At 62.1% G+C, this 25,856-nt stretch carries 23 protein-coding genes; 12 read left to right on the top strand and 11 right to left on the bottom strand.

Annotation, left to right across the window (positions count from 1 at the left end; genetic code table 11):
- Window positions 1–50 precede the first annotated feature (50 nt).
- Genes dksA through OXH74_RS08005 form a run of 3 tightly spaced genes read left to right on the top strand, consistent with a single transcriptional unit; the run spans window position 51 to window position 2,330 of the window.
- Entirely contained in the window at window positions 51–470 is a 420-nt protein-coding gene (gene dksA / locus OXH74_RS08015) for an RNA polymerase-binding protein DksA (RefSeq protein ID WP_375740766.1), read from the top strand.
- A 10-nt stretch (window positions 471–480) separates the two neighbouring features.
- Window positions 481–1,686: a zinc metallochaperone GTPase ZigA gene (gene zigA, locus OXH74_RS08010; protein ID WP_375740765.1), complete on the top strand. Its 1,206-nt coding sequence runs from the start codon at window positions 481–483 to the stop codon at window positions 1,684–1,686.
- Entirely contained in the window at window positions 1,686–2,330 is a 645-nt protein-coding gene (locus OXH74_RS08005) for a DUF1826 domain-containing protein (RefSeq protein WP_375740764.1), read from the top strand. The genes zigA and OXH74_RS08005 overlap by 1 nt, the downstream gene beginning before the upstream one ends.
- 127 nt (window positions 2,331–2,457) lie before the next feature.
- Here the strand turns inward: OXH74_RS08005 and OXH74_RS08000 are convergent, their stop codons facing one another.
- Entirely contained in the window at window positions 2,458–2,802 is a 345-nt protein-coding gene (locus OXH74_RS08000; protein WP_375740763.1) for an NADH:ubiquinone oxidoreductase, read from the bottom strand.
- A gap of 79 nt (window positions 2,803–2,881) precedes the next feature.
- On the opposite strand from OXH74_RS08000, the gene OXH74_RS07995 reads away from it, so the two are divergent.
- Window positions 2,882–3,847: a CobW family GTP-binding protein gene (locus OXH74_RS07995; protein WP_375740762.1), complete on the top strand. Its 966-nt coding sequence runs from the start codon at window positions 2,882–2,884 to the stop codon at window positions 3,845–3,847.
- 206 nt (window positions 3,848–4,053) lie between these two features.
- Here the strand turns inward: OXH74_RS07995 and OXH74_RS07990 are convergent, their stop codons facing one another.
- The 3 genes from OXH74_RS07990 to OXH74_RS07980 all read right to left on the bottom strand — a co-directional run bounded on the left by OXH74_RS07990 (window position 4,054) and on the right by OXH74_RS07980 (window position 8,913).
- Complete coding sequence (locus OXH74_RS07990) at window positions 4,054–5,361, bottom strand: MFS transporter (protein ID WP_215375620.1); 1,308 nt, start codon at window positions 5,359–5,361, stop codon at window positions 4,054–4,056.
- A 400-nt stretch (window positions 5,362–5,761) separates the two neighbouring features.
- Window positions 5,762–7,102: a sigma-54-dependent transcriptional regulator gene (locus OXH74_RS07985; RefSeq protein WP_375740761.1), complete on the bottom strand. Its 1,341-nt coding sequence runs from the start codon at window positions 7,100–7,102 to the stop codon at window positions 5,762–5,764.
- Window positions 7,087–8,913, bottom strand: coding sequence for an ATP-binding protein (locus OXH74_RS07980; protein WP_375740760.1), 1,827 nt, complete (start codon window positions 8,911–8,913; stop codon window positions 7,087–7,089). The genes OXH74_RS07985 and OXH74_RS07980 overlap by 16 nt, the downstream gene beginning before the upstream one ends.
- Window positions 8,914–8,970: 57 nt before the next feature.
- Here OXH74_RS07980 and OXH74_RS07975 point away from each other — a divergent pair, with 57 nt between their 5' ends.
- The gene (locus OXH74_RS07975) at window positions 8,971–9,849 is read left to right on the top strand and encodes an alpha/beta fold hydrolase (protein WP_375740759.1); all 879 of its coding nucleotides are present in this window, start codon (window positions 8,971–8,973) and stop codon (window positions 9,847–9,849) included.
- 31 nt (window positions 9,850–9,880) lie between these two features.
- A complete protein-coding gene (blaOXA, locus tag OXH74_RS07970; RefSeq protein ID WP_375740758.1) occupies window positions 9,881–10,666 on the top strand; it encodes a class D beta-lactamase in 786 nt (261 codons plus the stop codon).
- On the opposite strand, the gene OXH74_RS07965 is transcribed toward blaOXA, so the two are convergent.
- Window positions 10,663–11,067 (bottom strand): DUF3301 domain-containing protein, encoded by a 405-nt coding sequence (locus tag OXH74_RS07965; RefSeq protein ID WP_375740757.1) that lies wholly within the window; start codon window positions 11,065–11,067, stop codon window positions 10,663–10,665. The genes blaOXA and OXH74_RS07965 overlap by 4 nt on opposite strands.
- Window positions 11,068–11,113: 46 nt before the next feature.
- On the bottom strand, window positions 11,114–12,649 hold the full coding sequence (locus OXH74_RS07960) for a diguanylate cyclase (protein ID WP_375740756.1): 1,536 nt from the start codon (window positions 12,647–12,649) through the stop codon (window positions 11,114–11,116).
- Between the two features lie 213 nt (window positions 12,650–12,862).
- Here OXH74_RS07960 and OXH74_RS07955 point away from each other — a divergent pair, with 213 nt between their 5' ends.
- The 3 genes from OXH74_RS07955 to OXH74_RS07945 all read left to right on the top strand — a co-directional run bounded on the left by OXH74_RS07955 (window position 12,863) and on the right by OXH74_RS07945 (window position 15,293).
- A complete protein-coding gene (locus tag OXH74_RS07955) occupies window positions 12,863–13,246 on the top strand; it encodes a DUF2946 domain-containing protein (RefSeq protein ID WP_375740755.1) in 384 nt (127 codons plus the stop codon).
- A 133-nt stretch (window positions 13,247–13,379) separates the two neighbouring features.
- Window positions 13,380–14,753: a PepSY-associated TM helix domain-containing protein gene (locus OXH74_RS07950; RefSeq protein WP_375740754.1), complete on the top strand. Its 1,374-nt coding sequence runs from the start codon at window positions 13,380–13,382 to the stop codon at window positions 14,751–14,753.
- A gap of 69 nt (window positions 14,754–14,822) precedes the next feature.
- Window positions 14,823–15,293: a copper chaperone PCu(A)C gene (locus OXH74_RS07945; RefSeq protein ID WP_375740753.1), complete on the top strand. Its 471-nt coding sequence runs from the start codon at window positions 14,823–14,825 to the stop codon at window positions 15,291–15,293.
- 2,052 nt (window positions 15,294–17,345) lie between these two features.
- Here the strand turns inward: OXH74_RS07945 and OXH74_RS07940 are convergent.
- The 4 genes from OXH74_RS07940 to OXH74_RS07925 all read right to left on the bottom strand — a co-directional run bounded on the left by OXH74_RS07940 (window position 17,346) and on the right by OXH74_RS07925 (window position 21,678).
- Window positions 17,346–17,828, bottom strand: coding sequence for an acyl-CoA thioesterase (locus OXH74_RS07940; protein ID WP_375740752.1), 483 nt, complete (start codon window positions 17,826–17,828; stop codon window positions 17,346–17,348).
- A 130-nt stretch (window positions 17,829–17,958) separates the two neighbouring features.
- Window positions 17,959–18,759, bottom strand: coding sequence for a substrate-binding periplasmic protein (locus OXH74_RS07935; protein WP_375740751.1), 801 nt, complete (start codon window positions 18,757–18,759; stop codon window positions 17,959–17,961).
- Window positions 18,760–18,809: 50 nt separating this feature from the next.
- The gene (locus tag OXH74_RS07930; protein ID WP_375740750.1) at window positions 18,810–20,177 is read right to left on the bottom strand and encodes a glutamine synthetase family protein; all 1,368 of its coding nucleotides are present in this window, start codon (window positions 20,175–20,177) and stop codon (window positions 18,810–18,812) included.
- A 109-nt stretch (window positions 20,178–20,286) separates the two neighbouring features.
- Window positions 20,287–21,678 (bottom strand): aspartate aminotransferase family protein, encoded by a 1,392-nt coding sequence (locus tag OXH74_RS07925; protein ID WP_375740749.1) that lies wholly within the window; start codon window positions 21,676–21,678, stop codon window positions 20,287–20,289.
- A gap of 122 nt (window positions 21,679–21,800) precedes the next feature.
- Between OXH74_RS07925 and OXH74_RS07920 the strand changes: the two genes are divergently transcribed.
- From OXH74_RS07920 to OXH74_RS07910, 3 genes are all read left to right on the top strand, one after another.
- Window positions 21,801–22,580 carry an SDR family NAD(P)-dependent oxidoreductase gene (locus OXH74_RS07920; RefSeq protein ID WP_375740748.1) on the top strand — a complete coding sequence of 260 codons (780 nt, stop codon included), beginning with the start codon at window positions 21,801–21,803 and terminating at the stop codon, window positions 22,578–22,580.
- Between the two features lie 68 nt (window positions 22,581–22,648).
- Window positions 22,649–23,314: a GntR family transcriptional regulator gene (locus OXH74_RS07915; RefSeq protein WP_215375574.1), complete on the top strand. Its 666-nt coding sequence runs from the start codon at window positions 22,649–22,651 to the stop codon at window positions 23,312–23,314.
- A gap of 164 nt (window positions 23,315–23,478) precedes the next feature.
- Complete coding sequence (locus tag OXH74_RS07910) at window positions 23,479–25,242, top strand: cation:proton antiporter (protein ID WP_375740747.1); 1,764 nt, start codon at window positions 23,479–23,481, stop codon at window positions 25,240–25,242.
- Window positions 25,243–25,260: 18 nt separating this feature from the next.
- Here OXH74_RS07910 and OXH74_RS07905 read toward each other — a convergent pair whose 3' ends face one another.
- Window positions 25,261–25,668, bottom strand: coding sequence for an SMI1/KNR4 family protein (locus tag OXH74_RS07905; protein WP_375740746.1), 408 nt, complete (start codon window positions 25,666–25,668; stop codon window positions 25,261–25,263).
- Between the last annotated feature and the right edge of the window lie 188 nt (window positions 25,669–25,856).

The raw sequence follows: 25,856 nt of genomic DNA, 5'->3' as shown, positions 1-25,856 counted from the left end.
GAATTCCACATGTTATGTTATAACAATTAAAACACCAAGCGAACGTGACCATGTCCGATACCCAGTTCAGCCAGGAAGACCTGCTCGCCCAACCTGCCGATGCCTACATGAATGAGGCCCAGCAGGCGTACTTCCGAACCTTGCTGCAGGGCCAGCGCGAGGAGTTGCAGCAGCGCATCGAGGATGAGTTTGGTGAGTTGCGGAATGTCGAGCCGGCGAGTGATGAGGCCGACCTCGCCTGCCGTGAAGAACGACGCCAGTGGCAACTGCGCCTCCTCGAGCGCGAGAAGAAGCTGTTGGACAAGATCGACCAGGCGTTGGAGCGCCTGGCTCGCGGCGAATACGGCTGGTGCGCCGAAACTGGTGAACCGATCGGCCTGCAGCGCCTGCTGTTACGCCCCACCGCAACCCTGTGCATCGAAGCCAAAGAGCGCCAGGAACAACGAGAGCGCCACCAGCGCCATGCCTGAGGAGACCCCAATGCCATCCCGACTTCCCGTAACCGTGCTGTCCGGCTTCCTCGGAGCCGGCAAGAGCACGCTGCTCAACCATGTGCTGAAGAACCGCGAACAACTGCGCGTGGCGGTCATCGTCAATGACATGAGCGAAATCAACATCGACGGTAGCGAAGTGCAACGCGACGTCAGTCTGAACCGTGCCGACGAGAAACTCGTCGAGATGAGCAACGGCTGCATCTGCTGCACCCTGCGCGAAGATTTGCTGGAGGAGGTCAGCCGCTTGGCCCGCGAGGGGCGTTTCGACTACCTGCTGATCGAGTCCACCGGCATCTCCGAGCCGCTTCCAGTAGCTGAGACCTTCACCTTTTGTGACGAACAGGGCCGCAGCCTGTCCGATCTGGCGCGGCTGGACACCTTGGTCACCGTAGTCGACGGGGTCAATTTCCTTGCCGACTACCAGGCGGCTGACAGCCTTGCCAGCCGCGGCGAGACCTTGGGTGATGAGGATGAGCGATCCGTCAGCGACCTGTTGATCGAGCAGGTGGAGTTCGCCGACGTCATCCTGATCAGCAAGGTCGACCTGATTTCCAGCGCTGAACGCGAGGAGCTGACGGCGATCCTGCAACGTCTCAATCCCGGTGCCCGAGTCCTGCCGATGATCATGGGCCAGGTCGATCTGAAGCAGATTCTCGATACTGGCCATTTCGACTTCGAGCGCGCGGCCCAAGCGCCCGGATGGCTCAAGGAATTGCGCGGCGAGCATGTGCCGGAAACCGAGGAATACGGCATCGCCTCCGCCGGCTACCGCGCACGCCGGCCGTTCCATCCACAGCGTTTCTTCGCTTTCCTGAATCGGGAGTGGACCAATGGCCGCCTGCTGCGCTCGAAGGGCTTCTTCTGGCTGGCCAGCAAACCGGAAGAGGCAGGCAATTGGTCCCAGGCCGGTGGGTTGATGCGTCACGGGTACGCGGGGCGCTGGTGGCGCTTTGTGCCCCAGGCACATTGGCCGCAGGATGGAGAGGGGCTCCAGCAGGTCATGAAGAACTGGATGCCCGATGTTGGAGACTGCCGTCAGGAGCTGGTGTTCATCGGCCAGGGCATCGACTTTGCTCGCCTTACCGCCGAGCTTGATGCCTGCTTGCTGGACGATGGTGAGATGGCCCTGGGTCGTGAAGCCTGGGGGCAGTTCGCTGATCCATTCGGCCCCTGGCATGAGGAGCTCGCCTGATGCTGGCGTGGCAGCGGGAGGCTGCGCCGCGACAGGTGCTGGGTGATAGTCCGGAGGTACTCAGCGAAGTTCTGCGAGACGGGACCAACCTGGCCGTCTGGCAACGCCGCCTGCCGTTGCACGTCGCCGGGTTCGCCAGCGCCTTGGTAGCGCTTGGCGAACCGCTAAGCGAGTCCATGACGATCGAGCTGCAAACGTCGGACAGTGAGCCTTCGCTTGACGGGCTGGCGACCGGCTTTGCCCACCTGGACGGCTACGCAGGTTTCGTTGCGGACGTCGCCTGGCTGGTGCGTGGATTTGCCTGCCTGGTGGACGCCCGACATATAGGCTTACGGCTGCGCCGATTGGACAAGGCCATGTGCCCACGCTTTCACGTCGACCACGTGCCGCTGCGCTTGATCACCACCTACGCCGGTTGCGCAAGCCAATGGTTGCGCGAGGATGACTTTCCGCGAGCCCGCCTTGCTGACTCGTCAGCCGAACTCCTCCAGGTTGTGGATAACCAGCAGTTAGCTGCAGGCGACGTGGCGCTGTTCAAGGGAGAAAAGTGGCTGGGGAATGAGGGGCGGGGAATTATCCACAGGTCCCCGCGGCCGGCGCCCGGGGAAAGCCGCCTGCTGCTTACCCTGGACTGGCTGGGCTGAACGGATGGTGGGTCGACGCGGAGCCAAAGATAGCGCCCCGCGAGGACACCAAGGCTGACCCTCGAGTTGAGGCTAGGGCGCAGCCCTTGGCGAATGAATTCGGCCCTACAAGGACGCGATGCCAGTGCTACTCCCACGTTCCTTGGCTCTGCCCTTCGCAAAACGGCTTGAGGTAACGGGTATCGCTGGCTACACCATAGTAGTGGATATCCTGGCGGTAAGGCTGGTTGCTCACTTGGGCATTGCGGCAGATGCCGAAGGCGCCGGAGGGGCAGTGCGGGGCGAAGCTGACCTCGACTTTCTGCCCCTGTATTTGCGGTTGGCAGAAGCCTTCGCGGAAGAGTGTCGGAGGAATACTGCGGTTTTCCTGGCAAAGCTTCACTTCCAGCCGCTCGGCTTGGGTATGCACGACGCAGGCTTCGGCGTGCACCTCGGAGGACAGGGCCAGCAACATCAGCAACCACACACGCATTGGGATCGCTCCTGAACTGAATGGCGGCGACTCTAACACGCAGCTTTCCTCGAGGGCTGTGACGCAGCACCATGGAGCCATGCTTACACATATCCCCACCCATCTCATTGCCGGCCCCCTGGGGGCTGGCAAGACCAGTCTGATCCGTCAGTTGCTGGCACAACGTCCTGCCCACGAACGCTGGGCAGTGCTAATCAACGAATTCGGCCAGATCGGTCTGGATGCCGCCCTTCTTAGCAGCGATGACGACGGCATCAGTCTTGCGGAGGTGGCAGGCGGTTGCGTCTGCTGCGTCAATGGCGCGCCATTCCAGGTTGGGCTTGCGCGCCTGCTACGCAAGGCGAGGCCGGACCGGCTACTGATAGAACCCTCCGGACTCGGCCATCCCCTCGAGATTCAGCGTCAGCTACGTGAACCCCCCTGGGAAGGGGTACTGGCGCTTCAACCCAGCGTCATGGTGCTGGACGCAGCGGCCTTAGCTACAGGCCAAGCCCTACCGGACAGCCAGCGGGAGGCCCTACCGGGTGCTGGCCTATTGATATTAAACAAGTCGGAACACCTGGACTCATCCACATGTGGAAAACTTCTCAAGCAATTGCCCCCTATCAAGGTGCTGTGGGCAAGTTGGGGAAGGCTCGATATCTCGGAGCTACCGGGTATCCATGCACAAAGTGGAAAAGCTGTAGATATCAACCAGTTACCAACAGCTGTGGGTGAAACTCCGACTTTGTGGACAAATCCGGCACAACCGATCTGCCAGATCCAGTCCCAAAACGAGGGTTGGAGCATTGGTTGGCGCTGGCATCCGAGCCAGTATTTCGAGTTGATGCGGGTCCAGATATGGCTTTCCAGACTGCCGTGGCGACGGGCCAAGCTAGTGCTGCACACCAATGCCGGCTGGCTATCTGGCAATGCGCTGGAGGGGGCGGCGATCCATTGGCAGGCCAGTGAATGGCGCAAGGATTCGCGGCTGGAGCTGATCTTTGCCGAGGCTCAGGACGAGGCGGCATTGAAGGCCGCGTTCGAGGCCTGTCGCCTCGTGTAGCTGTAGGGAATCACGATTGTTGCCGGCCCTAGGCCAGTGAATTTTCCCCCACACCGAGGCGGTCGCGCTTTGTTGGAGCGAATTCATTCCCCTGGCGGCCTATAGGCCACCTACTGACCCCAAAACGAAAACGGGCCCCGAAGGGCCCGTTGATTGCGATAAAAAGGCCCCTGGAGAGTGCTGGGGCATGAGCCTTCAGGGCTCCTTCATTCCTGGTTCATCCGGGAGTGGGTACGGGTGTCCTTCATGAAGACGTACACCAGCAGAGAGCAGGCGATGCACGCGGTGACGTACCAGTAGAAGCCGCTTTCCATGCCGATGCTCTTGAACCACAGCGCCACGTATTCAGCGGTGCCGCCGAAGATCGACACGGTCAGCGCATAGGGCAGGCCTACGCCCAAGGCGCGGATCTCGGTGGGAAACAGCTCGGCCTTCACCACGGCGTTGATCGAGGTGTAGCCGCTGACGATGATCAGCGCCGCCATGATGAGGAAGAACGCGCCCCACCAGGTTTCGATGGTGTGCAGGGTACTCAGGATCGGGTAGGTGAACAGAGTACCGAGGACGCCGAAGGCGATCAGGATCGGGCGACGGCCGATCTTGTCGGAAAGCCCGCCCACGATTGGCTGCAACAGCATGAAGAGGAACAGCGTGGCGGCCGAGATCATGGTCGAGTCGCCCTTGCTCATGCCCACGGTGTTCACCAGGTACTTCTGCATGTAGGTGGTGTAGGTGTAGAAGGCCAGGGTACCGCCCATGGTCAGTCCGACTACTGTGAGCAGCTCCTTCGGATGGCGCATCAGGGTGCGCATCAGGCTTTCCTTCGACTTCTCCTTCTTCTTGGTGAAGGAGTCGGTTTCTTCCATGCCGCGACGCAGGAACATGGCCACCACCGCGCAAAGGGCGCCGATCAGGAAGGGTACGCGCCAGCCCCAGCTTTCCAGCTGTTCGGTGCTCAGGGACTGCTGCAACACGATCAGCACCGCCAGCGCGATGAGCTGGCCGGAGATCAGCGTCACGTACTGGAAACTGGAGAAGAAGCCGCGTTGCTCGTGGGTCGCCATTTCTGACAGGTAGGTGGCAGAAGTACCGTACTCACCGCCTACCGACAGACCCTGCAGCAGGCGTGCGACCACCAGCAGGATGGGCGCGGCAATGCCGATGGATTCATAGCTGGGGGTCAGCGCGATGATCAGCGAGCCAAAGCACATCAGCAGAACAGAGGCCAACAGCGCAGCCTTGCGGCCCTTGCGATCGGCGTAGATGCCCATCAGCCAGCCACCGATGGGCCGCATCAGGAAGCCCACGGCGAAGATCGCGGCAGTGTTGAGCAACTGGGCGGTCAAGTCGCCCTGGGGGAAGAACGCCTTGGCGAAGTACAGCGAGAAGGCGGCGTAGACGTACCAGTCGTACCACTCGACCAGGTTGCCGACCGAGCCGCTGAAAATGGACTTGATGCGTTGCGATGTGGTGCGGTGTACAGCTGAGGCAGTCAGGGTGCTGGAGTTATCCATCATCTTTCCTCGAGTCATCGTTGTTGTTGTGGGCACAGCGCTGGGCGGTGCATGAGCGATGAGCACTTAGCAGGACCTGTGCCAGGGGAGGAAAGGCCCGGAATAGAGGGGTTTTAGCGGCTTCTTTCAGGGGGCATGCGCGGAATATTGCCGATGCCTACAAGCCGATGAGCAAGATTCCGCCGATCAGTCGGTGATGTGATGGCCGTGCTCGCTTGCAGGTGCGAATACATTCGTAAAGCAGGCCGATGACCTGTCCTACAGAGTCGCCAGGATCAGCAGACTATTACGCTGCGTAGGTTGGCGCTGGCTCTGCAAAACCAACATTGCGCGGTCCCTATCCGGGGTCGTTGGCTTCGCTTCGCTCAGCAACCCTCTAAATCAGCAGTTTTCCACAGGGTCAGTCGTCCTCGCCGCGCAGGAACTCGCTGCGCGCCAGGCCGTGGCGCACCATCTTCTCGTTGAGGGTGCGGCGGGGCAGTTGCAGCAGGCTCATGACCGCCTTGATATCACCTTGTGAGCGAGCCAGCGCCTGGCGCAGGCACTGGGCTTCGTAGGATTCCATCAGTTCAGCCAGGGACGGTTCGGCCTCGGCACCCTGCGTACTCCCTGTGGATAACCCCAACACATGGCGTTCAGCGGCGTTCGCCAGTTCGCGCACGTTGCCCGGCCAGTCATGCGCCAGCAGATGTGCCAGCTCAGCCGGTGTCAGCGTTGGGGAGGGGCGGCCGAGTCGCTCGCTGGCGGCGTGGGCGAAGTGCTCGAACAACAGCAGGATGTCTTCGCGGCGGTCGCGCAGGGCTGGCAACTGCAGCTCGGCGACGTTGAGGCGGTAGAGCAGATCCTCACGGAATCGCCCCGCGCGGACTTCGTCGCGCAGGTCTGGCTTGGTGGCGGCGATCACACGGATATCCACAGCGATGCTCTGATTCGAACCCAGACGCTCCAGGCGCTGTTCCTGCAACACCCGTAGCAGCTTGACCTGCTGTGCAAGAGGCATGCTCTCGATCTCGTCGAGGAACAAGGTGCCGCCGTGGGCATGCTCGATCTTGCCGATGCGTTTGCCCTGGGCACCGGTGAAGGCGCCGCTCTCGTGGCCGAACAGTTCGCTCTCGAAGAGGTTCTCCGGGATGGCGGCGCAGTTCAGTGCGACGAAGGGCTTGCCGGCCCTCGGTCCGAAGTCGTGCAGGCAGCGGGCTACCATTTCCTTGCCGCTGCCGGTTTCGCCGCGCAGCAGGACGTTGACCGGCGTCTGCGCCAGATCCAATACCTGCCGACGCAGGTGGACCATGGGGCGGGATATCCCCAGCAGGCGACCATCGAGCTGATCCTTGAGGTCGACCTGCAGGCGCAGATGACGGTTTTCCTGCACCAGCCGGCGTTTTTCCAGGGCACGGCGCAGGCTTTCCAGCAGACGCTCGGCGGTGAAAGGCTTCTCGATGAAGTCGTAGGCGCCGAAACGCATGGCCTCGACCGCCTGGGGTACGTCGCCATGGCCGGTGACCATCAGCACCGGCAGCTCCCGGTCCAGGGCCTGGATGGCTTGCAAAAGGGCCATGCCGTCCATGCCGGGCATGCGCAGGTCGCTGATCACCACTCCGGCGAAGTCGGCGTCCAGATGTTTCAGGCACTCCTCGGCGCTGGCTTCGGTGCGTACCAGGTAGCCGGACAGCTCCAACCATTCACGAACGGCCTCGCGGATGGCCGCTTCGTCATCGACGAAAATCACCTGGACGGGCATAGGGAGTCCTCTCGGGTTTTATCCACAGGCAGGCGCAGTCTGAACACGGCGCCTTCGCCCTGGTTGGCGGCGCTCAGGGTGCCTCCCAGCTCATGGACGATGGCGAAGGATACCGCCAGTCCGATGCCCAAACCGGCACCCGCCGGTTTGGTAGTGAAGAAGGGGTCGAATATCTGCGGCAAGTCGGCGTCGGCTATCCCGCCGCCATTGTCCGCGACGCTGAGCAACCAGGAGTCTTCCTCGCGGCACAGGGTTATCCACAACTCTGGGTGGGGCTTGTCCGCTACGGCGTCCAGGGAGTTTCGCAACAGGTTGACCATGACTTGTTCAAGGCGGATGGCATCGCCGGAAATCCAGGCCGGCACGTTCAGCTCCTGGTGAATCTTCACCTGGGCATCGCGCAGGTTGGGTGCCAGCAGTTGCAGGGACTTATCCACAACGCTGCCCAGTTCCAGGCATTCGCGTAGCCCGCCCGGTGTCTTGCGGGCGTAGGTTTTCAAGTGACTGGTGAGTGCTGCCATGCGCTGCAACAGCTCCTCATGCCTGGGCAGGGCCTTGCGCGCCTGTTCCAGCTGATTGTTATCGAGCATCAGGCGCAGGCTGGCCAGGTGCATCTGCAGAGCAGTGAGTGGTTGGTTGATCTCATGGGCCAGTGCTGTGGACATCTGCCCGAGCGCCGCGAGTTTGGCTGCCTGCACCAAACCATCCTGTGCTGTCCGAAGAGCGGCTGTGCGCTGTTCAACCAGGCGCTCCAGTTCCTCACGGCTGCGCTGGCGCAGACGGGCCATGCGCCAGCGCTGGTGCAGGAAGAGGCCGAGGAAGAACAGCGCGAGCCAGGCACCACCCGCCGCCAGCGCCGCACTGCGGCCGCTGCTGGCAACGCTTTGCGGGTTGCGCAGCAGGTGCAGCGTCCAGCCCTCGCTGGGCAAGGGCAGACTTTCCCATAGGTAGTCGGCGCTTCCGACCGGGCCGTCAACGCGTACCATCCGGCTGCCTTCGCCCAGCGTCTGCAGAGTGCGATGGGCCAGCGGCGCCAGGGGCTGCTTGTCATACTGCCGGGTCGTGGCCAACTCGGCCCGGCTTTGCGCGGAGAGTGGCTGCAGCTCGCGGTAACGCCAGCCCGGCTGGTTGGCGATGAACGCTACACCCTTGGCATCGCTGACAAGGATGATATCCGGGCGCTGACTCCATTCCTGCTCGAGTTCCGGAAACTCCAGCTTGACCACCACGGCCCCGAGGAATTCGTCCTGCTCGTTGCGCACGGCCTGGGAGAGAAAATAGCCAGGGATGCCGCTGGTCACTCCCACCGCATAAAAACGTCCGCTGCCCCGTGTGCGGGTTTGCTGGAAGTAGGGACGAAAGCCGTAGTTGTGCCCAACGAAACTGGTGGCCAGACGCCAGTTGCTGGCTGCGACCGCGAGGCCGGTCCGGTCCAACAGTTCCAGGGTGGTGGAGCCAGCGGCCTCGTTGGTGCGCTCCAGCTTCAGGTTGAGCTGGCGCTGCAAGAGGTTATCCACAGGGCCATCGAGCGCAGTGCGCAACTCCGGGTCCAGGGCCAGCACGGCGGGCAGGGCGCGATAACGGTCGATCAGCGTCTGCAGCGTTCCGGCATAGAGCGCCAGTTGTTCACGGGCCAGCTTGCCTTCCTCATGCAATGCTTGCTGTTCGGCGTGGCGTCCGGCGAGGTGCATCACCGTGAACAGGCCAGCGAGCAGCAGCAGGATGAGCAGTGCGATGCGCAGGGGGCGGGTCAGCAAGGCCAGCAGTCCTTGGGTTTGGGGCTGAAACGATACCACGGGTGCCCTCTGCATCTGCCTTCAACGCAGCGCTATGGCTAAACTGCGCGCTGTCATTTCGAGGCCTGTTCGATGCAATTGATCCCCTGGTCCCATTCGAGTTCGGCTGGATTCACCCTGCGTGGCTGGCACAGCCCGGTATCCGGCAAGCCGCTGCTGCACTTCCTGCACGGCAATGGTTTCTGCGGCCGCACCTACGCGCCCATGCTGCAGCTGCTGGCGCAGGACTTCGACCTCTGGCTCTGCGATATCCAGGGTCATGGCGACAGCGACCACGGTGGCCGCTTCCTTGGCTGGAATCGCAATGCCGAGTTGGCCGTGGAAGCCTTCGAGGTAGGGCGCGCCCGTTTTGGCGAGGTGCCGCGCTTCGCTGCCGGGCATAGCTTCGGCGGGGTTCTGAGCAGTCTGATCATGGCCCGCCACCCCGACCTGTTCCGGCGCGCAGTGCTGCTCGACCCGGTGTTTTTCACCACGGCGATGATTGGCGCCATGGCTTTCTCCGAGGTGCTAGGGCTGCACCGTCGCACCACCATGGCTAGCCGCGCCAGGGCCCGTCGCCACCATTGGGCGGATCGCCGGGCGGCCTGGGCCAACCTGCATGGACGCGGCATCTTCAAGGGCTGGGCGGAGGAAGCCTTCCAGGGTTACATCGACCATGCGCTCAAGGAGGTGGATGGCGGCGTCGAGCTCAAATGCCGACCAAGCCGCGAGGCCGAGATCTTCAGCTCGTTTCCCAAGCGTCTTTGGCCTTCGTTGGGCCGGATCGTTACGCCGACGCTGGTGCTCCACGGGCAGAACAGCTATCCGTTCGTGGCCAAGTCGGTGGCGCGCCTGACCGCGCAGAACGGCCATGTCAGCGCCCTGGTGGTGGACGGTGGACATTGCTTCATGCAGGAGTTCCCCGCATCCAGTGCGGAACGCACTGCGGCGTTCCTGCTCCGGCCTGCATGATCAATCGCACTATCCAGAAGGGAACTCGACTATGAAAAAGTTATTCACAGGGCTGCTGGTCCTGTTTGCCAGCCACGTATTGGCTGCGCCCACCTGGCTGGAGAGCCCGGCAGTGGCGCAGCTGTTCAGCGAGGCGAAGCTACGCGGGACCTTCGTGGTCTACGACGTCGGCGCCGATCGCTACATCGGCCATGATCGGGCGCGGGCCGAAACGCGCTTCGCGCCGGCTTCTACCTTTAAGATCCCCAACAGCCTAATTGGTTTATCCACAGGTGCGGTGAAGAGTTTCGACGAGGTGTTGCCCTATGGCGGCAAGCCGCAATGGATGAAAGCGTGGGAGCGCGACATGAGCCTGCGCGAGGCTATTCGGATCTCCAACGTGGCGATTTACCAGGAGCTAGCGCGTCGGGTGGGCCTGGAACGAATCCAGGCGGGCGTCCGTCAGCTCGGTTATGGCAATGGCGAGATTGGTCAGGTTGTGGACAGATTTTGGCTGGATGGCCCCCTGGCGATCAGCGCCATGGAACAGACCGGTTTCCTCGCCCGTCTGGCTCAGGGGCAGCTGCCGTTCCCGGAGGAGGCCCAGGCCGCGGTCCGCCAGATCACCCTGTTGGAGCAGGGCCCGGGCTGGCAGCTGCACGGCAAGACCGGTTGGGCTGACAGCAGCACACCGGCGATCGGCTGGTGGGTGGGCTGGGTGAAGCAGGACGACAAGGTTTACGCCTTCGCCCTCAACATCGACATGTCCCAGCTTAGCGATGCGCCAAAGCGTATCGAGTTGGGTAAAGCAAGCCTGAAGGCGTTGGGGCTGCTCTAATCGACCCGGCGCTGCTCATCCGCCTTGGGGTGGGTGCGGCGCCACTCGGTCATCTGGATGACCTTGCTGTCATGCTGTGCCTGGGCCTGGAAAGGGTGGGCCTGAAGCTCGATGCGTCCGAGCCGCTGGCCGAACATCTGGATGCTGCCGGTCAGGCGCTGTTCGCCTGTCACGGTGAACTCGAAGTCATAGAGGCGGGCAAGGCGTCGGTTGCCCTTGGCGTCGCGGACCATGGCCAGACGGCGAAAGGCGACGTTGCCGTCGAGCAATTCCACATCCAGGCGAGCGCAATGTTGCTTGGCCAACTGCAGTGCGCGTTCACGCACGCCATGGCTGCGCCACAACCAGGCCGCGCCTGCGGCGAACAGCATGAAGAGGAAGAGGTCGGCGAGGCTTAGCATGATGACTCCAGGAACCTAGGCAAAAGCTTAACTCATCCAGGGGAATTCAGCGGACCAGTTCGACGCGGTTTCGTCCCCGCTCCTTGGCCTGATAAAGGGCCGCATCGGCAGCTGCCTGCAAGCCCAGCAGGTTCTGGTCCTCGGTGAGTGCGGCCAGGCCGATGCTGACGCTGACCCGCAGCGGGCCGTCGGGGCTTTGCAGTTCCAAGCACTCCAGGGTTTGGCGGATGCGCTCCAGCAGGTGCTTGGCAGATTCCGCCGCCGTGTCCGGGAGCACGAGGATGAACTCTTCGCCCCCGTAGCGGGCGAACAGGTCAGTACGTCGGGCCTGTTGTTGACAGAGGTGGCTGAACTGGCGGAGTACCTCATCACCGGTTTGGTGGCCATGCCGATCGTTGATGCGTTTGAAATGGTCAAGGTCGAGCAGGGCCAGGCACAGCGCCGTGCGCTGCCGCCGGGCGCGCTGCAGCTCCTGTTCGGCGCGCTCCTCGAATGCCCGACGATTCAGGGCGCCGGTCAGGGGATCGGTGGTCGCGAGGTGCAGCAGTTTGTTCTCCAGGGCCTTGCGATGGCTGACATCGCGAATCTCCACCAGTCGTTGGCAGGTGTCGTCCAGTGCCGCGACGGCCAGTTCGGCGGGAAAGCCTGCACCATCGCCACGCAAAGCTTCTACGTCATGTGGGCGACCATCGGCCCGACTCAGCAGGTCATGCACCAGAGGCGCCTGGCCGGCGTTGAAGAGCAGGCTGAGCGGTTGGCCGAGCAGCGCATCACGGCGAAGCGCAACCAGCCGTTCAAGCATGGGGTTGGCGTCCTGGATACGGCCTTGCTCCACCACTAGCATCCCTGCATTGGCCACATTCATCAGACGCTCGAACCGGCGTGCACTGGCTTCGGCCTGGCGCGCGTTGCGTTGGCTGTCGCTAAGGATACGGCGCATTGTCAGCAGGGCCAGGCCCACCAGGGCGATAACCCAGAGCGGGATGCCGAAGTTGTAGGGCAGAAGGTAGCTCACCGAGCGGGTGACGTCGGCATGCTCGATGTGTTGCTGCCAGTCGTACAAACCGATGGCACCGCGCAGAAGGGTCACCAGCGCATAGCCAGAAAGCGTGATGGCGACGAACAGACGTGCACTGCGCAGCTCGGCTTCGCTGCATTCGATGAACAGTGCCCAGCAGGCCTGCAAGGGCAGAATACCGGCGATGCCGGCATAGATCGCGATCAGCAGCTCCGAATTAAGTGGGCTGAACCAGTGCCAGGTGTTTACGGCAGCCATCAGACCGGCGCTGAGCGGCACCGTCCAGTACGGGAGGCGACGTCCGAGAAAGCGGAAGACACCCAGCAGCAGGATCGCTTCCCCAGCCAGTTGGGTGGCATTGCCCAACACGTTGAGCGTTCGGCTGCCGCTGGCCATGAAGCCCATGAAGAAGAGGATGCCGAGGATCAGTGTCCAGGTGCCGGTCATCCAGAATCCAGGCCCCTGGTAAGGCCTCGAAAAGTACCAGAGGCCCGTGCAGGCTACCGCGCTGGCCAGCATCAGGTTCAGCCCCAGCAGCATCGGCGAGAAGTAAAGGATTTCCACGGGGCACACCTCCTTGGCGCTCCAGCAAAAGCCAGGGATTCTCGCATTGCGCGCTCCAGCTGTCCTGGGACTCCCGCCGTGAAGCACGCTGCCGGTCGGTGCGGATTTCTTCATGTACGGCCTGCGGCCATCTGCCCCAGCGGCTAGGCTTTTTCCCAGCGAGGCGTTTGGCTAGCATAAGCGCCCTTCCGACGGACCGGCCCGGGAGCTCCTGTGACCTACGGCAGACGACATCAGCGTGGTGCCTGGCTTGGCCTTCTGGCCATGCTGCTGGTGTTCGCCGGTCCCTTATTGTCCCAGTCGCTGACGCCCCCTCGACAGGCTGTACCCGCGTGGATGGGCGAACTGGCCTGTGCCACGGATCATCAGCTCTCGACCGAGCAGCCGGCGCAGCCCGGACACGAGACAACCTGGGCCAAATGCGGCTACTGCACGCTGTTGTTCAATTCGCCGGCCCTCAGCCCTGCACCGTTGCTGGCCGGTTTTCTGACGAATCCTGCCAGCCCCCGGATCTTTGCGGCCGTCCACCGCGGCCATGCCGCTTCAGCGGTGTTCCCCAATGCGCTGACCCGCGCTCCTCCTGCCGTACTCGCCTGAATAGAACCGATCCGCCCCGCAGCTGGACATGAGCAACCTGGTCCTGGCGCTGCCGTGGGCTGCTCCGCGTACCTGCGTGGCCGCTCGTGAGCCACGGCCAGGCGGGGGCACATCCTTATCCGGGAGTACGACAATGGCCAACAACAGGGTCTCCTTCTATAACCTGGCGTGGCGCTGGCATTTCTATGCCGGGCTTTTCGTCATTCCGTTCATGATCATGCTGTCCGTGACCGGCGGCATCTATCTGTTCAAACCGCAGCTGGACAATCTGCTCTACAGCGACCTGATGAGCGTCCAGCCGGGTTCCCAGGCGCTCAGCGCCGATCAGCAGCTGGAGCGCCTGCGGCAGGCTTATCCACAGGCCGCTGTCAGCCAGTACCTGCCACCGGCGGACGTCGACCGCAGCGCGCAGTTCGTGGCCACGCTGGACAGCCGCAAACAGAATGTCTTCGTCGACCCCTACAGCGGCAAGATCATGGGTATTCAGGATGCGGAGAACAATCTCCAGGCCATCTCGCGTTCGTTACACGGCACGTTGCTGATTGGCACCCTGGGTGACCGACTGATCGAGCTGGCGGCAGGTTGGGCGGTAGTCCTGGTGGTCTCCGGACTTTACCTCTGGTGGCCGCGTGGGCAAGCCGTGCACGGGGTGTTCTGGCCACGCCTGGCCAGCCGCGGTCGGCTGTTCTGGCGCGATCTGCATGCAGTGACCGGCTTCTGGGGTTCATTGCTGCTGCTGTTCATGTTACTGACCGGCATGACCTGGACGGGGTACTGGGGCGAGTCCTTCGCTGCCGTCTGGAACCGCTTCCCGGCGGCGATGTGGAACGAGGTACCGAAGTCCGGGCTGCAGGCTCGTACCCTCAACAGCGCTACCGACCAGACGGTGGCCTGGGCGGTGGAGAACACTCCGCTGCCGGTCTCCGACCCTCATGCCGCGCACAAGGGGCATGTGACCCAGGAAGATGCTCCGTCTGCCAGTCAGGTCAGCCTGCGGCAAGTGGTCGACACCGCTCGCGAGCGTGGCGTGCTGCCTGGCTACAGCATCACCTTGCCAGCCGACGCTACAGGTGTGTTTACCATTGCCGTGTTCGCCAATGATCCGCGCAACGACGCGACCCTGCATATCGACCAGTACAGCGGCCGGGTCCTGGCCGATATCCGCTGGAAGGACTACGGCATTGTGGCCAGAAGCGTGGAAATGGGCGTGGTTCTGCACGAAGGCAAGTTCTTCGGGCTGGCCAACCAACTGCTGATGTTCGGCGTGTGCCTGCTGATTCTGCTCAGTGCCGTGAGCGGACTGGTGATGTGGTGGAAGCGCCGTCCACAGGGGAGCCTGGGCGTGCCGCCGCTGCGCCATGACCTGCCGTTGTGGAAAACCGCAGTGATGATCATGATCGGCCTCGGCATTGTCTTTCCGCTGGTAGGCATGTCTCTGCTGGCGGTCTGGGCGCTGGACCGGCTGGTGCTGTCGCGCATCGGCGTGAGCAAGGCGATCGCGAGCTAGCTCGTGAATGGAAAGCAGTTGGCGCCCGCTGGGGTGGGCGCCAGTCAATCGAACGAATGGAGTTCCAACATGCGTAAGACATTGCTGGCCCTGGGGGCCTTGCTGAGCTGTTCCGCCACCCTGGCCGCCCATGACTACAACTTTGGCTCGCTGCATATCGAGCATCCCTGGGCCCTGGCGGTACCCGCGGTTTCACCCAACGGCGCTGCTTTCCTGGTTATCCACAACAAGGGCGAGCAGGTCGACAAGCTGCTCGGTGCCGATACCGCTCGCGCCGGCAAGACGGAGATCCACGAGCACCTGCACAAGGACGGCATGATGAAGATGCAGCAGGTCCAGGGCGGTGTGGAGATTCCCCCGAGTGGTGAAGTGCGCCTGGAGCAGGGCGGTTACCACCTGATGATGTTCGGCCTCAAGCAGCCGCTGAACGACGGTGACAAATTCCCCCTGACCCTGCACTTCCAGAAGGCCGGTGACCTGGAAGTGGAAATCCATGTGCAGAAGGAAGCGCCGGCTGCTGTGGCTCAGCACCAGCACTGACGTTATGCCCAGCGCGCGGGCCGAGCGTTTCTGGCCGGACCACTTCTTCTCCCTCCGCTGACGGAGGGAGAGGGTTATCCACAGCGGCCGTTCGGTGGCTTGATCTACCGGTAATTACCGCCCCCTCCTAGCTTCCATCTATTGCAAGGAGCACCCGCCGGCGCGGGTATGGCAGAGCCAGGGTAGCTGGAACGGCAATTGGCAGATGACCGAGACGGGCAGCATCCAGGTTTTCGGCTGTTTCGGGGGTTAACGGTCAGGTCGGAGAGGATGATCAGAAAATGAACAGATTTATGGAGGCCACGCCACATCGGGCTTCCAGCAATGCCCGCACAGCTTGTCCACAGGCGGCTGCACAGATTCTGTGTGCAGCCACTTCGCTATCTTGTTGAAATTGCTCGAAAAACATTCAAAAGCCTGGAGCCCATGGCAGCCGTGGGCCCTGGAGTTCCATGGACAACTTACCCACAGTTCCTTCCACGGAATTTGGGTAGAAAACGGGGAAAGTACCCGGTTGCCTGTGAATAGATCGACGCTCGCTGCATCGCTTGCAGGATGCGTTTCGTTTTGCGATGAGCACCAACGGGTAAATTCTGGACTTGATGGCCACAGGAAATATCAGGCTGCACTGAAGCACAGCACCAAGTTGGCGGATTATTCACAGTCTTGGCCACGTATCGCTCCTTTGATCGAATAGTGATCAGTAGGCTTAAAGCCCCGTACGACAAGGGGTCTAGGCATTCCCTCACAGATTATCCACAGATGGCCTAACAGTTATTGTGCGCAATGTTTGGCTTAACTAGTTGAAATAGAACGAAAATTGATCAAAGGCATGCAAGCCAAGGCTGGCATCAGTCGCAGCAGACGAACTACAGCTTATCCACAATTGCATCCACGGGATTTGGGCAAAAGATGGAAAACTTCTCCGTGTTCTGTGAACAGTTCGCCGCTTGCCGCGCGAATTGCAGGTTTGGTTGATCTTTGCGAAGCCCAATAAAGGGCAAAGTCTGGATTTCATGGGCCACAGGAAATCTCAGACTTCGCTGCCGAACAGCGCAGCCTGGCGACTTATGCACAGTCTTGGCAGTGTATGGTTCGCCTGATCAAATAATGTTCAAGCTGTTTAAAGCCACATAGCACAAGGGATCTAGGCATTCCCTCACAGATTATCCACAAATGCCCCAACAGTTTTTGTGCGCAATGTTTGGCATAACTAGTTGAAGTAGAACGAAAAATGCACAAAGTCCTGTAAGTCACGGCTAGCCTCGATCCCAAGGGTTGAACTACAGGTTATCCACAATTGCATCCACGGTATTTGGGTAAAAGATGGAGAGTTTTCCCTCTCCTGTGAACAGTTCACCGCTCGTCGCTTGATTCATATGCTTGGCCTCAGCTTTGCGAAGCCCGACAGCCGGTGCCAAGCAGCTTCCCGGATCATTCGGATTCGTTGAGCCTGGCCTCGACTCCGTGGACATCCACACTCAGGGGGAGGAAGACGGAGCTGATCAAAAAACACCCTGATCGCTGTGGGCCATAGACAACAAGGCTTACAGCAATGCCCTCACAGTATATCCACAGCTGCCTGCACAGATTCTGTGTGCAAGGCAGGAGTTATCCCTATGATTTTGTTCAGAAAATGCCCATTCAGTGGAAAGTACCGGCTGGAGTCGCTCCTGGGCATCCATGGACAACTTATCCACAGTGCTATCCACGGAATTTGGGGGAGAAGGTGTCGCTACGGCCCTGTTGCTGGGCTGGAGGCTTGGCTTGTTGGTTTTTCCTGCGCTTGGGCCCAATCCGCGGAACAGCACTGATCAAAAGATAAGCATGGATTTGGACGTCAGGAACGACGCGGGTTGGAGACCTGGCCTCACAGGTTGTCCACAGGCTGGCGCACAGTATCTGTGCGTAGTGCATCACCCAACTTATTGAAAACGCTCAAAAAATAGTCGAATCCCAAGAGGGCGCGCAGCCTCTGGGCTGCAGCGCTTGCTCTACAAGTTACCCACAGCACCATCCACGGGTTTTGGGTACAAGGCGGGAAGTGAGGGCTCAGCTGCCCTCGCGCATTTCCTGGTAGCGCTTTTCCAGCTCCTGGCGGATCTGGCGGCGCTGCTGGGCCTGGACGTAGCGGCGTTTCTCGTCGGCGGTAAGTGGCTGCAGGGGCGGCACCTGGGCTGGGCGACGCTCGTCGTCGAGGGCCACCATGGTGAAGAAGCAGCTGTTGGTATGGCGCACCGAGCGTTCGCGGATGTTTTCGGTGACTACCTTGATGCCGATCTCCATCGAGGTATTGCCGGTGTAGTTCACGGATGCGAGAAAGGTGACCAGTTCGCCGACGTGGATCGGCTCGCGGAAGATCACCTGGTCAACCGAAAGTGTGACCACGTAGCGGCCGGCGTAGCGGCTTGCGCAGGCGTAGGCCACTTCATCAAGGTACTTGAGCAGCGTGCCGCCGTGGACATTGCCTGAAAAGTTGGCCATGTCCGGGGTCATTAGCACGGTCATCGACAGCTGGGCGGTTCCGGGTTCCATGATGGCCTCATCAGTCTGGTGGCTGGAACAAGTAGACGCGGCCTGTGCGGTTGGCGCCACAGGTGCCGATTCCGTGCAATTCCCTGACCAAATCGCCCGGCGAGGCAATCGCGGTGGATAACCCTTTGCGTCAGGGTGTTCCTGCCGCCGCGGGGGCGGTGCACGCCGGGCTGTCCTCAGTGAGGTCGCTGGGACTGCAGGCCAGGCCATGGGTACGGCGTAGCTGCGCCAGTTCATCGGCATGCTCGGCGAGGAAGCGGTCGAAAGCTTCCAGGAGCTCCGGGTGTTTCAGGCTGCTGGCATGGAAGGCGGTGCGCGCCAGGGGCAGATCCGGGTCGAGCACCAGGCGATCACCGCCCAGGTCGGTCTGCTGCTTGAGGTAATGGCGCAGCACTTCGGGGTTGGCATACAGCGCGTCGATGCGCAGGCGCAGGATCATTCGCACCAGGCTGCCGATATCACTGGCCTCCACCAACTGCACCTGACCATTCTGCAGGCGTTCACGCCAGGCCTCCGGGGTGAAGCCGCGCACGGTACCTAGACGGCGAACGCTGTCGATGCCACGGCCGAGGTGCTCGCGCAGCACCAGGCTGCCGTCGATGATGCGAATGGCCGGGCGGCTGTATTGCATGTGCTGGCTACCCTTGAGCTGGCGGGACCAGTCGGGGTTGTCGGGGAACACCAGCATCAGCCGGTCGGTGGTTTGCAGGTTGCGGTGCAGGCGATTGATCGGCAGCGCTTCGAGTTCCAGTGTCATGCCCTGGCTGCTGGCGAAGCGCTGCAGCAGGGCGATGGCATAGCCCTCGGCGGGGCGCCCGGGCAGGGCGCGGTAATAGGGCAAGTAATCCTGGCTTTCCAGGCCCACGCGCAGTGGCTCGGCCTCACAGGTGCCGAGGATCAACAACAGCAATGCGAGGGTACACGCCTTCATCGAGCAGGCCTGGATGAGGTTTGAGGTCAGCCTAGCCGATTTCCTCCTGCTTAGGCATGGGTCAGGTACCAGCGCCAGTCCTGCTCACCGACCTCGCCCATGAACTGGCGGTATTCCTCTTGCTTGATGGCCAGGAACACTTTGAGGAAATCCTCGCCCAGGGCTTCTTTTGCCCATTCGGATGACTCCAGCGCACGCAGCGCGGTGAGCCAGTCGGTGGGGAGGAATTCCTTGGCCTGTGCATAACCATTGCCGGTGATGGCTTCCCCCGGGTCCAGTTGCTCGCGGATACCGCGGTGGATGCCGGCGAGGATCGCCGCAGCGGCCAGATAGGGGTTGGCGTCGGCACCGCAGATGCGGTGTTCGATGTGCCGGCTCTTGGCGGGTCCGCCCGGAACGCGGAACGACACGGTGCGGTTGTTCACGCCCCAGCTCTTGGCCAGCGGCGCATAGCTGTTGGCCTGGAAGCGGCGGAAAGAGTTGGCATTGGGGCAGAAGATCGCCAGCGAGTCGAGCAGGCTGGCCATCATGCCGCCGATCGAGTGGCGCAGCAGTGGTGTGCCGTACGGATCTTCGCTGGCGTAGAGGTTGTTGCCCTCGGCATCGGCCAAGCTGACGTGCATGTGCAGGCCGCTGCCCGCGCGGTCGCCGAAGGGTTTGGCCATGAAGCAGGCCTGCAGCCCGTGCTTGTTGGCTACGCCCTTGACGAGGCGCTTGTAGCGCACACCCTCGTCGACTGCCTGCAAGGCGTCGAAGCGGTGCTCCAGGGTCAGTTCGAGCTGGCCGGGTGCGTACTCGGAAATCGCGGTGCGCACGGGCAGTCCCTGCACTTCGCACGCGGCATAGAGGTCGTCGAGGAACGGCTGTAGTTGCTCCAGCTCATACACGCCGTAGACCTGTGGTGCGGCCGGGCGCACACCGTTCATCTGCACGGCGGGTTGTGGCTGACCGTTGGCGTCACGGTTCTTGTCCAGCAGGTAGAACTCCAGCTCCACGGCCATCACCGGGTGGTAGCCATCGGCCTTGAGGCGGTCGATGGCTCGCACCAGAACGTGGCGCGGATCGGCCGGGGAGGCCGGCAGGCCCTGGGTCGGATGCATGCTGACCTGCAGTTGCCCGGTCGGTGTTGCCCGCCAGGATTGCAGGGTCAGGCTGCCGGGCAGGGGATAAGTCCAGCAGTCGGCGTCGGCCACTTCCCAGACCAGGCCGGTGTCTTCCACGTCTTCGCCACGAATGGTCAGGGCGAGGATGGAGCTGGGCAACGGGCGGCCGTTCTCGTAAATGGCCAGCAGTTCGTCGCGGTGCAGCAGCTTGCCGCGCGGTACGCCGTTGGCGTCGATCAGGATCAGCTCGAAGCTGCGCACTTCGGGGTGTTGGTCGAGGAAGTCACGGGCTTCCTGGATATTGGCGAATTGCATGGTGATGTCCTTGGTTTTCCCTCTCCCCCTGGGAGAGGGGCGGGGTGAGGGAAGCCGGGCTCCCCTCATCCGCTCTTCGGGCACCTTCTCCCAGAGGGAGAAGGCAGGTTCAAAGTCGGGCGCCGGGGATGGCCAGCAGCTCGCTCAGCGCTTCGTCGAGGGTGGTGATCAGCTTGTCCACGTCGGACTCAAGGGTGTCCGGGCAGCACAGGGTCATGTTGTGGAACGGTGTGATCAGGATGCCGCGGTTGATCAGGTAGAGGTGCAGGGCCATCTGCAGTTCGTCATGGAAGGCGGCCTCGGCCTCGGCACCGGTGCGCGGTGATATGGGGCAGAACTGGAATTCGCTGCGCGCGCCCAGTTCGGTCACGGACCATTTCAGGTCGTGCTTGGCAATCAGTCGACGGAAGCCGTCGGCCAGGCGCTTGGCCAGTGGCAGCATGTGGTCGTAGGCCGCCTGGGTCATCACCTGCTCGAGGTTGGCGCGCATGCAGTGCATTGCCAGGGCATTGGCCGAAAGGGTGGTGCCCATGCCGCTGTGGCCGTGGCCATGGCTGTCTTCCTGGGCCTTCCTGCGCGAGGCGAGCATCTGCTCAGCCATCTCCGCGCTGCAGCCGAAGATGCCGCAGGGCACGCCGCCGGCAATGGGCTTGCCCACCACGAAGAAGTCCGGGTCGAGGTTCCACAGCTTGGTGCAGCCGCCGATGTTGGTGGAGATGGTGTGGGTCTCGTCGATGATCAGCAGACTGCCGTACTTGCGGGTGAGTTCGCGGCACTTCTGCATGAAGCCCTGATCGGGCAGCACCATGCCGATGTTGGTCATGGCTGGCTCGCAGAGCAGGGCACAGACGTCACCTTGGGCCAACGCGGCTTCCAGCGCCTCGACATCGTTGAAGGGGATCGAGCGGCTGTACTGGGTCAGGTCGTAGGCCTGGCCGACCAGGCCTGAGCGTTGCACGGTCTGACCGTCGCGGTAGCGCACCATTACATCGTCCACGGTGCCGTGATAGCAGCCGTCGAACACCAGCAGGGTCTTGCGCCCGGTGATGGCGCGGGCCCAGCGCAGCACGTAGCGGTTGGAGTCGGTAGCGGTGGCGGTCACCTGCCAATAAGGCAGACCGAAGCGCTCGGCAAGCAACTCACCGCAGACCACCGCGTCCTCGCCCGGCAGCATGGTGGTCAGGCCGTTGTTGGCCTGCTCGGCAATGGCGCGGGCTACGGGGTCCGGCGAGTGGCCGAACATGGTACCGGTGTCGCCCAGGCAGAAGTCGATGTACTCGTGGCCGTCAACGTCATAGAAGCGAGCGCCTTTGGCGCGCTCTACGAACAGCGGGCAAGGGGTGGACCAGTCGGCCATCCAGTGCATCGGTACGCCGGCGTAGAGGGATTTTCGCGCACGTTCGGCGAGGGCGACGGATTTCGGGTTGCGCTCGAGGAAACGGGCGCGCTCGCGGGCGGCGAACGTTTCTACGCTGGCTTGGCTGATTCCACTGGCAGTCATGTTGAACACCTCGTTCGAATTTTTGCACATCCTGCATTTGTGATCACAATCATGTCAAGAATTGGCGTAATCACTCAGATCAGTTAGCCTGAGCTCATATTTGTGATCACAAAGAGGTCGAGATGACACAAGCAGTATGGCAGGGCCAGGTGGCCCTGGTGAGCGGAGCGGGCAGTGCGTCGGGGATCGGCATGGCCATTGCCCGGCGCCTGGGTCAGGCTGGTGCGCGGCTCTTGATCACCGCAAGCAGCGCACGGATCGCCGAGCGCGTGGCTGAACTGCGTGCTGAAGGCTTCGAGGTCGAAGGGCGTCCGGCGGACCTGACCGACGAGCAGCAGGTAGCTGATCTGGTTACCTGGGCCGAATCCGTCTGGGGCCGCGTAGATATCCTGGTAAACAATGCCGGCATGGCCATGCAGGGCAGCCCGGAACCCTTCGCCGAACTCGCCAACATGGATTTCGCGACCTGGAACCTGTCGCTGGCGCGCAACCTCTCCACCGCCTTCCTGCTGACCCGCGCCGTGCTGCCGGGCATGCGTGCGCGTGGCTACGGCCGCATCGTCAACATCAGCTCCACCACCGGCACCCGTGGCAGCAATATCGGCGAGGCTGCGTACAGCGCGGCCAAGGCTGGCATGCTGGGCATGAGTATGGGCCTGGCGCTGGAGGTGGCGCGCCAGGGCATCACTGTGAACAGCGTGGCGCCGGGCTGGATCGGCACAGCTTCCAGTACGGAAGAAGAAATCGAGGCCGCGCGATACACTCCGCTCGGCCGCGCCGGCCGCCCTGAAGAAGTGGCCGCCGCCGTGGCGTTCCTCGCCTCCCCCGAAGCCAGCTACATCACCGGTGAAATGCTGGTAGTGGACGGTGGCAATTGTCTGATCGAGAACAAGGCCCCCTGATATGCGCAACTGCAGCCTGACCCTGAACCAACTGCCGGCACCACCGGCCCTTGCACGGTGATATGCCCATGGCCGAGAACCTGCAGGAACAGCTTTACCAACGACTACGCGAAGGCCTGCTGGCAGGCCAGTTCAAACCCGGCGAACGCTTGAAGATCCGTGATCTCGCGGCCGCCTGGGGGACCAGCCCGATGCCGGTGCGCGCCGCCTTGCAGCGCCTTGTGGCAGAAGGCGCCCTGGAGGGCGAGCCGCAGCGCTCGGTGCGCGTCCCGCCCATGACCCGCGAGCGCTTCACGCAGATATTCCAGGTGCGCATGGCCGTGGAAGGCCTGGCCGTGGAAGCTGCCGCAGCGCGCTTGTCCGCGGCCGAGCTGGAAACGCTGCAGGGCTGCATGAGACGCATGGACATTGCCATCGAAGGCCGCGATGTACAGGGCTACTTGAATGACAACAGCCTGTTCCACATGACTCTTTACCGCGCCTGCGCCAATCCCATCCTGCTGCGCACCATTGAGACGCTGTGGTTGCAGGTCGGGCCCTTCTTCAATCGTCTGTTCACCGAAGCGGACCTGTCGCTGCGCCTGAACGACTTCCACGAGGATGCCTTCAAGGCGCTCCAGGCCGGTGACGGCAAGGCCGCCCGGGCAGCCATCGAGCAGGACCTGAGCTACTTCGGCCAGTTCCTGCTCAACCTTCTCGAACTCGACAACATCCAGGCGCGCAGAAACGGTTGAACTGTATCGGCATATTGCGCCGCCCTGGCGCAGTATCCGCCGATGGTACTCTCCGAAAATTCTTCAGCAGAACATCCATATTTCTGACAAGGGCCCCACTGGAACCAAGCGAGTACTTCGCCTGGGCCTGCTGTGCTGCGTATTGATTCAAGGAGGTCGTCGCCATGCATGCCATCAGTTTCATTCAGGATCTTGCCGTGATCATGCTGGTCGCGGGCATGGTGACCATCCTCTTTCACCGCTTCAAACAACCGGTTGTGCTGGGCTACATCGTCGCTGGGTTCATCATCGGCCCGCACACCCCCCCCTTCGAGCTGATTCATGACGAGGATACGATCAAGATCCTCGCTGAACTCGGGGTGATCTTCCTGATGTTCTGCTTAGGCCTCGAGTTCAGCCTGGGCAAGCTGTTACAGGTCGGCGCCACGGCGTTCATCGCCGCATTCCTGGAGATCGTCCTGATGATCTGGATTGGTTACCAGATCGGCAGCTATTTCGGTTGGGGCGCCATGGATTCTCTGTTCCTCGGTGCGATCCTGGCGATTTCCTCCACGACCATCATCGTCAAGGCCCTCAGCGACCTGAAGATGAAGAACGAACGCTTCGCGCAACTGATCTTTGGCGTCCTCATCGTTGAAGACATCCTCGGCATCGGCATCATCGCCCTGCTTTCCGGCATCGCCGTCAGTGGCTCCGTGGAGCCGGGGCAGGTCTTTGCCACGGTGGGCAAGCTGAGCCTGTTCATGATCGTCGCGCTGGTCGTTGGCATCCTGCTGGTGCCGCGCCTGCTGGCCTATGTGGCGAAGTTCGAGAGCAACGAGGTGCTGCTGGTGACGGTGCTCGGCCTTTGCTTCGGATTTTGCCTGCTGGTGGTGAAGCTGGAGTACAGCATGGTTCTGGGCGCGTTCCTGATCGGCGCGATCATGGCGGAGTCGCGCCAATTGGCGCAGATAGAGCGGCTGGTGGAGCCGGTGCGCGACATGTTCAGCGCGATCTTCTTCGTGGCCATCGGCCTGCTCATCGACCCCAAGGTCCTGTTGGATTACGCCTGGCCGATCGCCGTGATCACCCTCGCAGTGGTCCTGGGCAAGATGCTCTCGTGCGGGCTGGGAGCCTTCATCGCCGGTAATGATGGACGTACGTCGCTGCGGGTCGGCATGGGGCTGTCACAGATCGGCGAGTTCTCCTTCATCATCGCCGCGCTGGGCATCAGCCTGCAGGTCACCAGTGACTTCCTTTACCCGGTGGCGGTTGCGGTCTCGGCGATCACCACGCTGCTGACCCCTTACCTGATTCGGGCGGCGGACCCTCTATCGGCGCGGCTCGCGAATGTGATGCCGCAGCGCATCGCTCGCGTATTCGGCATGTATGGCGAGTGGTTGCGCAGTATCCAGCCGCAGGGGCAGAACGCCGTCTTGGCCGGGATGATCCGCAAGATCCTGCTGCAGGTCGGGGTGAACCTGGCCCTGGTGGTGGCGATTTTCTTGGGCGGCGCTTACTTCGCCGATCCCCTTGCCAGTCGGCTGAGCGATTGGGTGGCTTCACCGAACCAGCAGAAGGCTTTGATCTGGGGCTGTGCGCTGCTGTTGTCGCTGCCCTTCCTCATTGCGGCCTATCGCAAGCTGAAGGCGCTCTCGATGCTCCTGGCAGAAATGGGCGTGACGCCGGACAAGGCCGGTCGCCATACCGAGCGGGTGCGCAAGGTGATCGCCGAGGTGATTCCGCTGTTGTCCCTGCTGGGCATCTTGTTGCTGCTGATGGCATTGTCGGCGAGCATCCTGCCGACGCTGGAGTTGCTGGTGATGATTGCGCTGCTGGCTGCGGGTGTCAGTGCCTTGCTCTGGCGCTGGCTGATCCGCGTGCACTCGCGTATGCAGATCGCTCTGATGGAGACCCTGGAACAGAGCCAGGATAACCATCATCGGTAAAGGCCAGGCGGGCGGGGCTCAGCTCGTCAGCCAGACGTCGCGAGCCCAGTGCCAGACCGAGTCCCAGCTTTCGTCGGTGAGTTCGCCTTCTTCTCCGGACCAGAGCAGCACTTCGCCTTCGCCGTCGACCACATAGTAGTCGCGGCCATCCTGACAGAGCGGTACCAGGTCGCGGGGTACGCCCAGATCCCAGGCAACGGCCGCGACCTCGGGCAGATAGGTATGGGACTGCGGGTCGGTGGCGGTCACCGGCTCCAGACGACCGTAGACCACATCGCTGACCTTGAGCAGGAACTCGCGCAGCTCGAAGGGCAGGTTGATCAGCAGCTGCTCCTCGATCTCCACCAGCAGTTCCTCGTCCGGCAGCTCCAGGGGAACGGGCACCGTCTCATTGAGTTCGCGCAGCTGTTCGATGACTTCTTCCACGGCAACAGGCCCTCATGGTTTGGGATGCGCTTTATACAGTAGCCGGCGTTCGGGGTGAAACGCACACCAGCACTGCGCAGGCTTAGGCCAGGAGCTGCGGTTGGCGCGCTTTTTCAGCACCAAGCGCTCCAGCCTGGCCTGTTGCTGCTGTCTAAACTTTGAGCACTGAAACAATGTTGCTCAATGAC

It is taken from the genome of Metapseudomonas boanensis (assembly GCF_042232855.1).
Lineage (GTDB): Bacteria > Pseudomonadota > Gammaproteobacteria > Pseudomonadales > Pseudomonadaceae > Metapseudomonas > Metapseudomonas boanensis.
This window is presented reverse-complemented; position numbering and strand designations above follow the sequence as displayed.